Source organism: Streptomyces sp. NPDC034670, from assembly GCF_055574875.1.
Genome location: NZ_JBVITR010000009.1, coordinates 73,084 through 86,227, shown reverse-complemented (window position 1 = coordinate 86,227; position 13,144 = coordinate 73,084). Strand labels below are relative to the sequence as shown.

The window sequence follows — 13,144 nt, the reverse complement described above, 5'->3', positions numbered from 1 at the left end:
CCCCCCCCCCCCCCCCCCCCCCCCCCCCCCCCCCCCCCCCCCCCCCCCCGCCCCGCACGGCCCGCACCGTCCGGCGCCGCACGGTTCGCGTGCGGCGCCGGACGCGCAGGACCACCTGAGAAACACCACCCGGGGAGGGACCAGCATCATGGGCGTCACGCTCGCCAAGGGGGGCAACGTCTCCCTGTCCAAAGCCGCACCGGACCTCAGGCAGGTGATGGTCGGGCTCGGCTGGGACGCGCGCTCCACCACCGGAGCCCCCTTCGACCTCGACGCCAGCGCGCTGATGTGCAGCGACGGCCGGGTCATCGGAGACGAGTGGTTCGTCTTCTACAACCAGCTCAAGAGCCCGGACGGCTCGGTGGAGCACACCGGTGACAACCTCACCGGCGAGGGCGACGGCGACGACGAGTCGCTCCTGGTCGACCTCTCCAAGGTGCCGGCCCGGTGCGACAAGATCGTCTTTCCGGTCTCCATCCACCTGGCCGACGAACGCGGCCAGACCTTCGGTCAGGTCAGCAATGCCTTCATCCGCGTGGTCAACCAGGCGGACGGCCAGGAACTCGCCCGTTACGACCTCAGCGAGGACGCCTCCACCGAAACCGCGATGATCTTCGGCGAGCTCTACCGCTATCAGGGCGAGTGGAAGTTCCGTGCGGTGGGACAGGGGTACGCGTCGGGCCTGCGCGGCATCGCTCTAGACTTCGGAGTCAACGTTTCGTAAAGCCGATCACGGCGGCGGGGGAGACCCGTACACACACCATGGGGTAGCCAGTGGTTCTGAAAACCTTCGGCTGGTCGTTCGCGGTCACCGCGCTCGGGCTGGTCGCAGCGTTCCTTTTCGGGGGGTGGACCGCCTTCGGGATCGTGGCGATCCTTTCCATCCTCGAAATCTCGCTGTCCTTCGACAACGCGGTGGTCAACGCCGGCATCCTGAAGAAGATGAATGCCTTCTGGCAGAAGATCTTCCTCACCATCGGCATTCTGATCGCCGTCTTCGGCATGCGGCTGGTCTTCCCCGTCGTCATCGTCGCCGTCAGCGCCCAGCTGGGGCCGATCGAGGCGGTCGATCTCGCGCTCAGCGACAAGGACCGCTACCAGGAACTCGTCACCGACGCCCACCCGGCGATCGCCGCGTTCGGCGGCATGTTCCTGCTGATGATCTTCCTCGACTTCGTCTTCGAGGAGCGGGAGCACAAGTGGCTGGCCTGGCTGGAGCGGCCGCTGGCCAAGCTCGGCAAGGTCGACATGCTGTCGGTCTGCATCGCGCTGATCGTCCTGCTGATCTCCGCGACGGCCTTCGCCACCCACGCCCACCAGCACGGCGGTACCCACGTCGACAAGGCCCAGACGGTCCTGATCTCCGGCATCGCCGGTCTGATCACCTATCTGGTGGTGGGCGGTCTGTCCGGGTTCTTCGAGGGCAAGCTCGAAGAGGAGGAGGAACGCGAGCACGAGGAGGAGGAGAAGGCCGCACGGGAAGGAAAGCCCCGTTCGGCGGTCGCCCTGGCCGGCAAGGCCGCGTTCTTCATGTTCCTCTACCTCGAGGTGCTGGACGCGTCCTTCTCCTTCGACGGCGTGATCGGCGCCTTCGCCATCACCAACGACATCGTCCTGATGGCGCTGGGCCTCGGCATCGGCGCCATGTACGTCCGGTCGCTGACCGTCTACCTGGTCCGCCAGGGCACCCTGGACGACTACGTCTACCTCGAGCACGGCGCCCACTACGCCATCGGCGCGCTCGCCGCGCTCCTGCTCATCACCATCCGGTACGAGGTCAACGAGCTCATCACCGGCTTCATCGGCGTCTTCCTGATCGGCGCCTCCTTCTGGTCCTCCGTGCGCCGCAACAAGCGGCTCGCGGCGGCCGAGGGGGAAGCGGCCACGAAGACCGAGGTCTCCTCCGGGGTGTGACAGCCCCCCGGGTGAGGAACGCTCTGGGCGGGGCGGCCACCGAGGACCACTCCTCGGGGCCGCCCCGTCGGCCGTCCGGGACCGGCGGGTCCCGGCGGCCGGAAGCGGGGGTGTGCGGGGTTCGACGACTGGACATGGGGCGGGACATGGGTTTCCTGGACGGACTGTGGCGCGGGCGCGGGAACGCCTTCGACTCGGGCAACGCGGCCACCAACACCATCGAACTGACCAAGCGGCAGCCGCAGGTGTCCCTGACCAAGCAGGGCGCGGCCACCGGCCACCTGCGGATCAACCTGAGCTGGCGGATGCGCACCTCCGACCTGGGCGGAGCGCAGCGCGAGAGCCTGCTGCGCCACCCCCTCAGGGCGCTCAAGCCGCCGGAGGTCGTCGGGCACAGCCAGAGCATGGTCGACGTCGACCTCGACCTCGGCTGCCTGTACGAACTCCAGGACGGCACCAAGGGCGTCGTCCAGCCCCTCGGCGGCCTCCTCGGCGAGGTCAACGCGCCGCCGTACGTCAAGCTCAGCGGCGACGACCGGTTCGGCTCGGGCTCGGGCGAGACCATGTACGTCAACCTGGACCACCGCGAGAACATCAAGCGCCTGCTGGTCTTCGTCTACATCTACGACCAGACGCCCGCGTTCGACCGCACCCAGGCCATGGTCACGCTCTACCCCAGCAGCGGCCCGCGGATCGAGATCGGCCTCGACGAACGCCAGCCGCAGGCCCGCTCCTGCGCGGTGGTGATGCTCGAGAACGTCAAGAACGAGATCGTCGTCCGCCGCGAGGTGCGGTTCGTGTACGGGTTCCAGGCGGAGCTGGACCGGTTGTACGGGTGGGGGCTGCAGTGGGGCAGGGGCTACAAGAGCAAGGCCGGGCGGTGAGGCCGCCCCGGCCCCCCGCCGGGGCGGCCCTCAGGGCCTTTCGTGTGGCTCGGGCCGGATCGGGGAGCGGGGTCCGGCCCGATCCGAACGAAAGGCCCTAGCGCCCGATGAACTGCGGGCCCTGGGGCGGGAGCCGGAAGTCGGGGTCCGGAGCGGCGGGGGCCGGCGGCGGGAAGCCGGGGCCGGCCGGCGCCGCCGTGGCGGCGGCCGGTGCCTGCGGGTAGCCGTAGGCGGGCCGGCCGGCCGGGTGCGGGTAGCCGTAGGCCGGCCGGGCCGCCGCGGGCCGCTGCGGCGGATAGCCGTACGCGGGCTGCGCGGGCACCCCCGCCGGCTGCTCGGGCGGCAGCGGCCGGGACACCTCGGGGACCGGCGGCACGACCGGGGCGTGCGCCTGGGTCGGCGCCTCCGGCCCGGGTCCCTCCGGAGTCCGGACCGGTGTCTGCGCCGTCGCGGGCGCCCGCTGGACGGTGTCGTCGGCCCCGGTCTCCTGCGCGGCCTCCGACTCGTCCACCGAGATGCCGAAGTCGGTCGCCAGGCCCTCCAGCCCGTTCGAGTAGCCCTCGCCGAGGGCCCGGAACTTCCAGCCGTCCCCCCGCCGGTACAGCTCACCGCAGATCAGCGCGGTCTCCCGGCCCGTCTCCGGCTTGATGTCGAAGTGGGCCAGCGCGTCCCCGTCGGACGCCTGCGCGTCGTACAGCAGGATGCGCAGGTCCCGTACGCGGTCGAACGCGACGCCGTCCGCCGACGCGACCAGGAGGATCCGGCCCACGCCGGACTCGACACCGGCGAGATCCGTCTGGATCGTGTCGGTCAGGCCCTCGGCGGCACGCTTCTTGCCGAGCCGCCACACCGTCCCGGAGGGGTGCCGGGGCTGGTTGTAGAAGACGAAGTCCTCGTCGGAGCGCACGCGGTCGTCGGGGCCGAGGAGCAGCGCGGAGGCGTCGACGTCCGGCACCCCCTGCCCGGGCGACCAGCGCAGCACGGCGCGTACCGTGGTGGCTTCCACAGGGACGTTCGACCCCTTCAGCATGGCGTGCGTCATGCGGCCATCCTGCCTTCTCCGTCCTGGTCACGACAATGCGGGGGGCTTGGGACGACATGGTGGGGTTACCTGCTGTTCACGACCGGAGGGAACCTCCGACACCGATCCCTACGTACTATTACCGGCCACCTTGCTTGTATTCGACAGACCGCCCAGAAGCCACGGGGGAGTTCAATGCGTCATTTCGGGCACATCGCCCCTGCGGTGCGGAAACGTCTCTTCTACCGGGAGCCGGGCACGTTCACGCGGGACTCCCCGGCCCGGCTGCTCTCCGCGGCCCTCGGCGCCACCCTCTACAGCCCCGCGACCCGGCCCCGGCTCGCCGACGACGTCGTCAAGCAGGGCGGACGCGGTGTGGTCTCGATGGTGCTCTGCCTGGAGGACTCCGTCGCCGACGCGGACGTGAGCGCCGCCGAGGAGAACCTCGTGCGCCAGATCACGGACCTGGCCGGCCGGCCCGGAGCGGACCTGCCGCTGCTGTTCGTCCGGGTCCGCTTCCCCGAGCAGATCCCCGACCTCGTCCGCCGCCTCGGGCCCGCCGTCCGGCTGCTGTCCGGATTCGTCCTGCCGAAGTTCATCGCGGAGCGCGGCCTGCCCTTCCTGGAGGCGGTGGCCTCCGCCGAGGCCGACAGCGGTCACCGGCTCTTCGCCATGCCGGTGCTGGAGTCGCCCGAACTGCTCTACCGCGAGTCGCGCGTGGCGACCCTGGAGGGCATCTACCGCGCGGTCGACAAGTACCGCGACCGGGTCCTGGCGCTGCGGCTGGGCGTGACCGACTTCTGCTCCTCCTACGGGCTGCGCAGGGGCCCCGACATGACGGCGTACGACGTCCAGGTCGTCGCCTCCGTGATCGCCGACGTGGTGAACATGCTGGGCCGGGCCGACGGCACCGGGTTCACCGTGACCGGGCCGGTCTGGGAGTACTTCCGGGTCCAGGAGCGCATGTTCAAGCCGCAGCTGCGGCAGAGCCCCTTCCTGGAGGTGCAGGCCGCGGCGCTGCGCCAGACGCTGATCGAGCACGCCATGGACGGCCTGCTGCGCGAGATCTCCCTCGACCAGGCCAACGGCCTGCTGGGCAAGACCTGCATCCACCCCTCGCACGTGCCGCCGGTGCACGCGCTGTCCGTCGTCAGCCACGAGGAGTTCAGCGACGCCCGGGACATCCTGCGGCCGGAACGCGGCGGCGGGGGTGTACTGCGGTCGGCCTACACCAACAAGATGAACGAGGTGAAGCCGCACCGGGCCTGGGCCGAGCGGGTCCTGCTGCGCGCCGAGGTCTTCGGCGTGGCGAACGAGGACATCGGCTTCGTGGAACTGCTCGCGGCGTGCCTGGAGCAGTGACCGCGCGCACCGCGCCGGCCCCGGGGGCCGCACCGAACCGACCGGCCGCGGCGACCACGCCGGCCGGACCGACCGCAGGGAATCCATGGAGAACGCAGTGAACGAGGGGGAACGGCGCACGGCGCGCGACGGCCGGGCGCGGACCGGCGGCGCCGTGTGGTCCGGGAGCTGGGTCGCCGAGCGGCTCGGCGTCGAGCTGGCCGGCGACGAGCGGCTCACCGAGCTGCTGGGGCTGGCGCTGCGCCGCAACCCGAAGCGGGCGCACCTGCTGGTGTCCCACGTCCTCGGCAAGCACGTCCCCCAGTCGCCGTCCGTCGTCTACGGCCACGGCTTCGCGCTCGGCCGCCGGGTGCGCGAGCTGCTGGGCGACGAGGAGGCGGGCCGGGCGGTCGTCCTCGGCTACGCGGAGACCGCCACCGGCCTCGGCCACTCGGTCGCCGACGGCCTGGCCCTCGCGCCCTACCTGCACTCCACCCGCCGCCCGGTCCCCGGGGTCGCCACCGCCGGCGGCTTCGAGGAGTCCCACTCCCACGCGACCTCCCACCTGCTGCTCCCCCAGGACCCGGAGCTGCTGGCCGGAAGCGGCCCGCTGGTCCTGGTCGACGACGAGTTCTCCACCGGGAACACGGTGCTGAACACCATCCGCGACCTGCACGCCCGCCACCCGCGGCGCCGCTACGTCGTGGTCGCCCTGGTCGACATGCGCTCGCCCGCCGACGCCGGCCGCCTCGAGGACTTCGCCCGCGGGATCGGCGCCCGCGTCGACCTGGTGGCGACCGCCTCGGGCACGGTCCGGCTGCCGGAGGACGTCCTGGACAAGGGGCGGGAACTGGTGGCGCGGCACGGGGGCGCCCCCGAGGGGCGGCGGACGCCCGCGGAATCGCCGGGGCCGGCCCCGGGCGGCCCGCGCCCGGCCGACGGGCCCGCGCGCGCCACGCGCGTGGACCTGCGCTGGCCCCCCGGCCTCCCCGACGGCGGACGCCACGGGTTCACCCCCGCGCACCGCGCCCGCCTGGAGGGCGCGCTCCCCGGCATGACCGCCCGCCTCGCGCAGGCGCTCCCGGCGGGCGCCCGCCGGGTGCTCGTCCTCGGCTTCGAGGAACTGATGTACGCGCCGCTCCGCCTCGCCCGCGAGCTGGAACGGACGACCGGCGCCGAGGTGCGCTTCTCCACCACCACCCGCTCGCCCGTCCTCGCCGTGGACGACCCCGGCTACGCGATACGCACCCGGCTGGTCTTCCCCGCCCACGACGACCCCGCCGACGGCCCCGGCGAGCGCTACGCCTACAACGTCGCCGGCGCGGGCTTCGACACCGTCGTCGCCGTGGTCGACTCGGCCGCCGACACCCCCGCGCTGCACGCGCCCGGCGGCCTGCTCGACCGGCTCGCCGCCCACACCCCCCGGGTCCTCCTCGCGGTCGTGCCGTCGTACGTCCCCGCACCCGCGAAGGCACCGGACGCCCCGTACGCCCCCGAAAGGCCCGCCACCATGCTGCCCGAGCCCCTCAGAGGCCCCGCCTTCTCCTCGTACCCGCCCGAGGAGGTCGGCTGGCTGCTCCAGGACCTCTCGGACGTGGCGCTGGAGGCACCGACCGAGGAGCGCGAGGAGGCCGTCCAGAGCGGCGGCGCCCACTACGCGGAGTCGCTGCCCGTGGAGTACCAGCCGAGCGGGCAGTACCAGGAGCTGTTCCACGCGGCCCTGGAGGCCTCGGCGGCCCGCCTCGCCCACGCGGTGGGCGTGGTCACCGAGACGGTGCTCACCGAGCGGCCCTCCCCTCCGGTGCTCGTCTCCCTGGCCCGCGCGGGCACCCCCGTCGGCATCCTGATGCGCCGCTGGGCCCGGTACCGGCACGGCCTCGACCTGCCCCACTACGCCGTCTCCATCGTCCGCGGCCGGGGCATCGACGCCAACGCGCTGCGCTGGCTGGCCGCCCACCACGACCCCCGGGACGTCGTCTTCGTCGACGGCTGGACCGGCAAGGGCGCCATCACCCGCGAACTCGCCCAGGCCGTCGCCCGGTTCGAGAAGGACGAGGGCATCACCGGCTTCGACCCGGAGATCGCGGTCCTGGCCGACCCGGGCTCCTGCGTACGGACCTACGGCACCCGCGAGGACTACCTGATCCCCTCCGCCTGCCTCAACTCCACGGTCTCCGGACTGGTCTCGCGCACCGTGCTCCGCGCCGACCTGGTCGGTCCGCACGACTTCCACGGCGCCAAGTTCTACCGCGAACTCGCCGACGCGGACGTCTCGGTGGCCTTCCTGGACGCCGTCTCCGCCCGCTTCCCGGAGGTCGCCGACGCGGCCTGCGCCCGGGCCGGGGAACTGCTCGCCACCGACCGCACCCCCACCTGGGCGGGGTGGGCCGCGGTGGAGCGCATCAGCGAGGAGTACGGCATCCACGACGTGAACCTCGTCAAGCCCGGCGTCGGCGAGACCACCCGGGTGCTGCTGCGCCGGGTGCCCTGGAAGGTGCTGGCGCGGGCCGGGGCCGGACGCGACCTCGACCACGTGCGCCTGCTCGCCGAGCAGCGGGGCGTCCCCGTCGAGGAGGTCGCCGGCCTCCCCTACACCTGCGTCGGACTGATCCACCCCCGGTTCACCCGGGGCGCGACCGGCGCCGACGGCAGGGCGGTGACGCGCTGATGCCCGTCCTCGTCGCCAGCGACCTCGACCGCACGCTCATCTACTCCGCCGCCGCCCTCGCTCTGACCGGCCCGGACTCCCGGGCCCCCCGGCTGCTGTGCGTGGAGGTCTACGAGGGCAGGCCCCTGTCCTACCTGACGGAGACGGCGGCCGGGCTCCTGACCGGCCTCGGCGACGCGGCCGTCTTCGTCCCCACGACGACCCGCACCCGCGAGCAGTACCGGCGCATCAGCCTCCCCGGCCCCGCCCCGGCCTACGCGATCTGCGCCAACGGCGGCCACCTGCTGGTCGACGGGGTGTCCGACCGGGACTGGCACGCGCGGGTGCGCGCCCGCCTGGCCGACGAGTGCGCCCCGCTGTCCGAGGTGCAGGAGCACCTGCTGCGGACCGCCGACCCGGTCTGGGTGCGCAAGCACCGGGTGGCCGAGGACCTCTTCGCCTACCTCGTGGTCGAGCGGGAACTGCTGCCCGAGGAGTGGGTGAAGGAACTCGGGGAGTGGGCGGAGAACCGCGGCTGGACGGTGTCCCTGCAGGGCCGCAAGATCTACGCCGTGCCGGGGCCCCTCACCAAGAGCGCGGCCGTGGCCGAGGTCGCCCGCCGCACCGGCGCCGGCCTCACCCTCGCCGCCGGCGACTCCCTCCTGGACGCCGACCTGCTCCTGGCCGCGGACCGGGGGTGGCGCCCCGGTCACGGCGAACTGGCCGACGCCGACTGGACGGCCCCGACGGTCACGGCGCTGCCCGAGCGCGGCGTCCTGGCCGGCGAGCGGATCCTGCGCGAGTTCCTGCGGACGGTGCGCTCGCACCGGTGACGCCCGCGGACCCCTACCGGCCGGCGGATCCGTAGTGGTCGGTGGATCCGTAGTGGTCGGAGCCGCCGGGGGCGCCGTGGCGGAGGGCGAGGGTGTCGGAGACGTCGCCGCCACCGTCTCCGTCTCCGTCTCCGTCGCCGTCGGCGGAGTCCGACGGCCGGGTGCCGTCCGCGTCCGCCCGCCCGGTCCGCCTCCGGCGGCCGGCCCCCGGACGCAGCAGCCGCACGACGACGAACGCCAGCACCGCCAGCACGGCGATCCCGAGGACCACCTTCGAGTACGCCGAGACGACGGACGTGACCTGCTCCCAGTTGTCCCCCAGGACGTAGCCCGCCAGCACGAACACGGTGTTCCAGATCGCGCTGCCCAGCGCGGTCAGACCGAGGAACACCGGCAGCCGCATGCGCTCCACGCCGGCCGGCACCGAGATGAGACTGCGGAAGAGCGGGATCATCCGGCCGAAGAACACCGCCTTGGTCCCGTGCCGCAGGAACCAGGCCTCCGTCCGCTCGATGTCCGCGACCTTCACCAGCGGCAGGCGCCCCGCGATCGCCAGCGTCCGGTCCCGGCCGAGCAGCGCCCCCACCCCGTACAGCGCGAGCGCGCCGATCACCGACCCCGCCGTCGTCCACAGCAGCACGGCGAGCAGGCCCATCCGCCCGCTGCTCGCGGCGAACCCCGCCAGCGGCAGGATCACCTCGCTCGGTATCGGCGGGAAAAGGTTCTCCAGCGCGATGGCGAGCCCCGCCCCCGGCGCGCCCAGCGCGTCCATGAGGTCGTTGACCCACTGCGGCCCGGCGTCCCCGCCCGCGGACGCGAGCGATGTCGCGGCGGTGACCGCCTCCGGCGGGAGGACGTCCGCGGTGACCGTGTGCGCTGCGATGGCTGTCATGCGGACCACGCTAGGTGACCGGAGCTGAAGAGACCCTGAGGAAGACCGCGCGGTGCCCCGCGGTCCACCGCAGGGCTGACTGCGGTTCTCCGCAGTCAGCCCGGCCCAGCCTCGCGATCACGCGAGACGTGGCGCGGCGCGGGGTGCGGTGCGCGGTGGGGCTCGTCACGGGGACCGCCGCGGCCGTCGTCGAGCTGCCCCGCACCGTCCTGGCCGGCCTGTTCCTCCTGCTCGTCGCCTGCTTCGTCGTCTGCGAGGCGGTCACCGACGGGGTGAAGCATGCGGCGCCGGCCCGGACGGCCGTCGCGCCGCCTTCGACCCGGAGGCCGTGCGGCAACCGCTCGGCCGCACGACCCGCACCGGCCCGCTCGCCCGCCTCACCGAGCGGGAGCACGCGGTCCTGGCCGAGATGGCGCAGGGGCACACCGACGCGGCCGTCGCATGGCGGCCGCGCATGGCGCGGAGCGCGGTGGAGAAGCGCACCGACGCGGTCTTCGACAAGCTCGGGCCGGCGGGAGGGGGCGAGGGCTGCTCCCGCAGGGTGCCGGCGGTGCTGCGCTGCCTGGGGAGCCGACCCGTCGGCGGGCGGGCCCGGACGTCAGCCGCAGCAGCCCCCGCCGCAGCAGCCGCCGCCCCCGCCGCCCGCGCGGGGGGCCGGGGCCGGGGCGGAGCCGGTGCCGGCCACCGCGACCGTGGAGAGGAGCTTCACCGTGTCGTCGTGGCCCGCCGGGCAGGCCGCGGGGGCGGAGGACTCGGCCATGGGACGGCTCAGTTCGAAGGTGTCGCCGCAGGTCCGGCAGCGGTACTCGTAGCGTGGCATGGGCACAGGTTAACCGGCGTGCGGCGTGCGGCGCCCGGGGTGCGAGACGGCCGTCCCCGGGCGCGGGCGTCAGGGGAGCCCGGCGCCCCGCTCCTCCCGGATGAGGGCGACCACGCGGCTCACCGTCGTGCGGATCGCCTCCGTCTCCGTCAGGAAGTGCCAGTAGTCGGGGTGACGGCCCTCCAGGCCCGCGACGGCCCGCTCCAGACGGGCCACGGCGTCGTCCAGGGGGCGGGCGTGGCGCGGGTCGGGGGTGTGGCGTCCGGCCATGGCCAGGCGCTGGGCGTCGCGGAGGGCGAAGCGGGTGCGTTCGATCTCCTGCTCCGGATCCTTCTGCACCGCGTTCAGCCGGCGCAGCCGGTCACCGGCGGCGGACACGGCCTCGTCGGTCGTGTTCAGCAGCGCCCGCACGGTCGACAGCAGGGCGGTCGCGTCCGCCCACCGCTGCTCCTCGCGGGCGGTCCTGGCCTCGGTGAGCCGGGCCTCGGCCTGCCGCAGGTTCTCCGCGGCCACCTCGGGGACGTGCTGCAGGTCCTGCCAGCAGGCGACGGTGAAGCGGCGGCGCAGTTCGCTGAGCACCGGCTCGACCTGCTCCGAGCGGGTGGTGAGGGCCTGGGCGCGGGTGCGCAGGGAGACCAGCCGGCGGTCGGTCTCGGCGGCCCGCTCCGGCAGCCGCTCCGCCTCGGCGCGGACGGCCTCGGCCTCGCGGGTGACGCGTTCGGCCCGTTCCAGGGTCTGCGGTACGCCGTGCTGCCCGGCGCCCTGGTTCAGCCTGGTCAGTTCCGGGGAGAGGGCGGCGAGCCGGGCGGCGAGGTCGTCGGCCCGCAGCCCCGACCCGCGCGCGGTGTCGAGGGCGTTCGAGGCGGCGAGCAGCGCCTGCCGGGCGCGTTCGACGGCGGGTGCGAGCCGGGCCAGCCGGGTCTCGGCCTTGTCCAGGAGGGGGCCCAGCCCGTCGGCGAAGCGGTCCAGTTCCTGCTTGACCCGCCCGAGTTCGTCCTTGGCGGCGGTCAGCTCGGTGCGGGCCCGGGAGGCGGCCGAGGCCTCCAGGTCGTCGCGGTCGAGGTCGTGGGCGTCGACGGCGCCGATGTAGCGGTGGCTGGCCTCGTCGATGCGCCGGCTGAGCGCCTCGAAACCGTCGACGGCGCGGCGGGCGGCGGGCGAGTCGTCGACGGCGGTGATCGTCTCGATGGAGATCCGCAGGTCGCGCTGGGCGGTGTCGAGTTCGTAGAAGGCGGCCGCCGCCGCGTCCTTGGCGGCCTGGGCCTCGGCCCGCTGGTTCTCGGCCCGCCCGCCGAACCAGCGCCGGGTGCCCCCGCCGGTGAACGCGGCGGGCAGTGCCAGCGCGGCGACCAGCGGCAGTCCCACGAGGGTGAGCGCGTCCCGGAGCGGAGCGGACGTCCCCCGGCCGCGGCGGGAGCGTGGCTCCGAAGGAGGCGGAAGGAGGCGGCGTGTGCGGGGCACACGCGGTGTCGACGGCGAGTACGGCTGCACTGGTATCGCCGTCACATCCCTCTCCCGTACTGTCGTTCGCCCGGCCCGGTGTCATTCTCCCACTGGTGAAGGACGAACACACGGGCCGGTCAGTTCACCGTGCGGACGGTGAGCCTGCCGTCGCCGGTGCGGGCGGTCACCACGTGGGGGCTGGAGTCGTCGCGGGGCACGGACACCTCCTCGGCGCCGTCACCGGTCCCGGTGTCCACCCGGTAGGCGGCGCGGGGCAGGTCGATGGTCAGGGAACCGTCGCCGCTGCGGGACTCCACCAGGTCGGGCACGGCCTCGAGCCGGAGGCGGACCGAGCCGTCGCCGGTGCGGGCGCGCACCGTGCGGGAGGCGACCTCCGCGCGCACCGACCCGTCACCGGTGCGCAGTTCGAGGGGGCCCGTGGAGTCGGTGACGCGGATCGAGCCGTCCGTCGTGCGGATGCTCAGCGCGTCGCGGAAACCGCGTGCCCGCACGCTGCCGTCCTTCTCCTCGACCTCGACGGCGACGCCGCGGGGCACCCGGACGCGGTGCCTGGCGGAGCAGTCGGCGACGATGCCGGAGCACCGCACGCGCAGCACCAGCCGGTCGCCGTCCATGGACCAGGTGACCTCCGGGTCCCTGCCGACGGCGACCGTGCCCCGGAACCACCGGGTGACCCGGACCTCGCCCGGCGGGTGCCCGTCCGCGGCGACGATCTCGAGGGCGGACTCGTCGGAGTCGATGGTGAGGGTGTCGCCGGGCAGGTCGAAGGACCGGTGGTCGGGGTCGGTGTCGTCCGCGGCCGACGCCCCGCAGGCGCTCAGGCCGGCGACGAGCACCACGGCCGTGGCGGCGAGGGCGAGGGCGCGGGCGGTGCGGCGGGTGCCGGCGGTGCGGGACGTACGGGTCGTGCGGGTCATGACGGTCTCCCCCTGGCTGGACGGACGGTGGCGCTCCCGGGTGCTCCCCGGCGCTCCTCGACCGTACGGACCGGCGGTCCGGCGGGGGATCCGGACCGCCACCGGATCGGGGGTGGGGACAACCCCCGGCCGGGGTTTTCCGGACCGTGCCCGGGGCCATGTAGTCTGTCCACTCGACCTGGGCGCACGGCCCGGGCCTCGGGTGCGTAGCTCAGGGGTAGAGCGCCTGCCTTACAAGCAGGATGTCGGCGGTTCGAAACCGTCCGCGCCCACCGCGGACGCCGGCGGACGCCGGCCCCCTTGACGGGTGAGGGGCCCCGGACACCCCGCCGGGGCGCCTCCCCCGCCCTCCCTCCCTTTCCCCCCCACGCACCCCGTCTCCCCAAGGGAACCCCCCCCCCCGGCCTGAGG

11 protein-coding genes and 1 tRNA gene are annotated in these 13,144 nt (G+C 74.1%); 7 read left to right on the top strand and 5 right to left on the bottom strand.

Annotation, left to right across the window (positions count from 1 at the left end; all coding sequences use genetic code 11):
- Positions 1 to 148 precede the first annotated feature (148 nt).
- The 3 genes from ACZ56B_RS09440 (at position 149) to ACZ56B_RS09430 (ending at position 2,798) form a co-directional block, all read left to right on the top strand.
- Positions 149 to 724: a TerD family protein gene (locus ACZ56B_RS09440; RefSeq protein ID WP_468787987.1), complete on the top strand. Its 576-nt coding sequence runs from the start codon at positions 149 to 151 to the stop codon at positions 722 to 724.
- 50 nt (positions 725 to 774) lie between these two features.
- Positions 775 to 1,914: a DUF475 domain-containing protein gene (locus ACZ56B_RS09435; RefSeq protein WP_468787985.1), complete on the top strand. Its 1,140-nt coding sequence runs from the start codon at positions 775 to 777 to the stop codon at positions 1,912 to 1,914.
- A 146-nt stretch (positions 1,915 to 2,060) separates the two neighbouring features.
- Positions 2,061 to 2,798, top strand: coding sequence for a TerD family protein (locus ACZ56B_RS09430; RefSeq protein ID WP_468787983.1), 738 nt, complete (start codon positions 2,061 to 2,063; stop codon positions 2,796 to 2,798).
- A 97-nt stretch (positions 2,799 to 2,895) separates the two neighbouring features.
- Here the strand turns inward: ACZ56B_RS09430 and ACZ56B_RS09425 are convergent, their stop codons facing one another.
- Positions 2,896 to 3,840, bottom strand: coding sequence for a TerD family protein (locus ACZ56B_RS09425; RefSeq protein WP_468787981.1), 945 nt, complete (start codon positions 3,838 to 3,840; stop codon positions 2,896 to 2,898).
- A gap of 174 nt (positions 3,841 to 4,014) precedes the next feature.
- On the opposite strand from ACZ56B_RS09425, the gene ACZ56B_RS09420 reads away from it, so the two are divergent.
- The 3 genes from ACZ56B_RS09420 (at position 4,015) to ACZ56B_RS09410 (ending at position 8,640) form a co-directional block, all read left to right on the top strand.
- Positions 4,015 to 5,181, top strand: a complete 1,167-nt coding sequence (locus ACZ56B_RS09420; protein WP_468787979.1) for an HpcH/HpaI aldolase/citrate lyase family protein — start codon at positions 4,015 to 4,017, stop codon at positions 5,179 to 5,181.
- Positions 5,182 to 5,266: 85 nt separating this feature from the next.
- Positions 5,267 to 7,828 carry a phosphoribosyltransferase gene (locus tag ACZ56B_RS09415; protein ID WP_468787977.1) on the top strand — a complete coding sequence of 854 codons (2,562 nt, stop codon included), beginning with the start codon at positions 5,267 to 5,269 and terminating at the stop codon, positions 7,826 to 7,828.
- Positions 7,828 to 8,640, top strand: coding sequence for an HAD family hydrolase (locus ACZ56B_RS09410; protein ID WP_468787975.1), 813 nt, complete (start codon positions 7,828 to 7,830; stop codon positions 8,638 to 8,640). Before ACZ56B_RS09415 ends, ACZ56B_RS09410 begins: the two co-directional genes overlap by 1 nt.
- Positions 8,641 to 8,653: 13 nt before the next feature.
- Here ACZ56B_RS09410 and ACZ56B_RS09405 read toward each other — a convergent pair whose 3' ends face one another.
- The 4 genes from ACZ56B_RS09405 to ACZ56B_RS09390 all read right to left on the bottom strand — a co-directional run bounded on the left by ACZ56B_RS09405 (position 8,654) and on the right by ACZ56B_RS09390 (position 12,733).
- Positions 8,654 to 9,532: a DedA family protein gene (locus ACZ56B_RS09405; protein ID WP_468787973.1), complete on the bottom strand. Its 879-nt coding sequence runs from the start codon at positions 9,530 to 9,532 to the stop codon at positions 8,654 to 8,656.
- 598 nt (positions 9,533 to 10,130) lie between these two features.
- Complete coding sequence (locus ACZ56B_RS09400) at positions 10,131 to 10,352, bottom strand: FmdB family zinc ribbon protein (protein ID WP_142195600.1); 222 nt, start codon at positions 10,350 to 10,352, stop codon at positions 10,131 to 10,133.
- A gap of 69 nt (positions 10,353 to 10,421) precedes the next feature.
- Positions 10,422 to 11,858: a hypothetical protein gene (locus ACZ56B_RS09395; protein ID WP_468787971.1), complete on the bottom strand. Its 1,437-nt coding sequence runs from the start codon at positions 11,856 to 11,858 to the stop codon at positions 10,422 to 10,424.
- Positions 11,859 to 11,932: 74 nt separating this feature from the next.
- Positions 11,933 to 12,733 carry a DUF4097 family beta strand repeat-containing protein gene (locus ACZ56B_RS09390; protein ID WP_468787969.1) on the bottom strand — a complete coding sequence of 267 codons (801 nt, stop codon included), beginning with the start codon at positions 12,731 to 12,733 and terminating at the stop codon, positions 11,933 to 11,935.
- A 200-nt stretch (positions 12,734 to 12,933) separates the two neighbouring features.
- Between ACZ56B_RS09390 and ACZ56B_RS09385 the strand changes: the two genes are divergently transcribed.
- A tRNA-Val gene (locus ACZ56B_RS09385) sits at positions 12,934 to 13,005 on the top strand.
- The last annotated feature ends 139 nt before the right edge of the window (positions 13,006 to 13,144 follow it).

Coding starts and splice junctions, on each gene's coding strand:
- ACZ56B_RS09400 (WP_142195600.1), bottom strand. CDS start 10,352: ATGCCACGCTACGAGTACCGCTGCCGGACCTGCGGCGACACCTTCGAA.
- ACZ56B_RS09415 (WP_468787977.1), top strand. CDS start 5,267: ATGGAGAACGCAGTGAACGAGGGGGAACGGCGCACGGCGCGCGACGGC.
- ACZ56B_RS09425 (WP_468787981.1), bottom strand. CDS start 3,840: ATGACGCACGCCATGCTGAAGGGGTCGAACGTCCCTGTGGAAGCCACC.
- ACZ56B_RS09430 (WP_468787983.1), top strand. CDS start 2,061: ATGGGTTTCCTGGACGGACTGTGGCGCGGGCGCGGGAACGCCTTCGAC.
- ACZ56B_RS09390 (WP_468787969.1), bottom strand. CDS start 12,733: ATGACCCGCACGACCCGTACGTCCCGCACCGCCGGCACCCGCCGCACC.
- ACZ56B_RS09420 (WP_468787979.1), top strand. CDS start 4,015: ATGCGTCATTTCGGGCACATCGCCCCTGCGGTGCGGAAACGTCTCTTC.
- ACZ56B_RS09440 (WP_468787987.1), top strand. CDS start 149: ATGGGCGTCACGCTCGCCAAGGGGGGCAACGTCTCCCTGTCCAAAGCC.
- ACZ56B_RS09405 (WP_468787973.1), bottom strand. CDS start 9,532: ATGACAGCCATCGCAGCGCACACGGTCACCGCGGACGTCCTCCCGCCG.
- ACZ56B_RS09410 (WP_468787975.1), top strand. CDS start 7,828: ATGCCCGTCCTCGTCGCCAGCGACCTCGACCGCACGCTCATCTACTCC.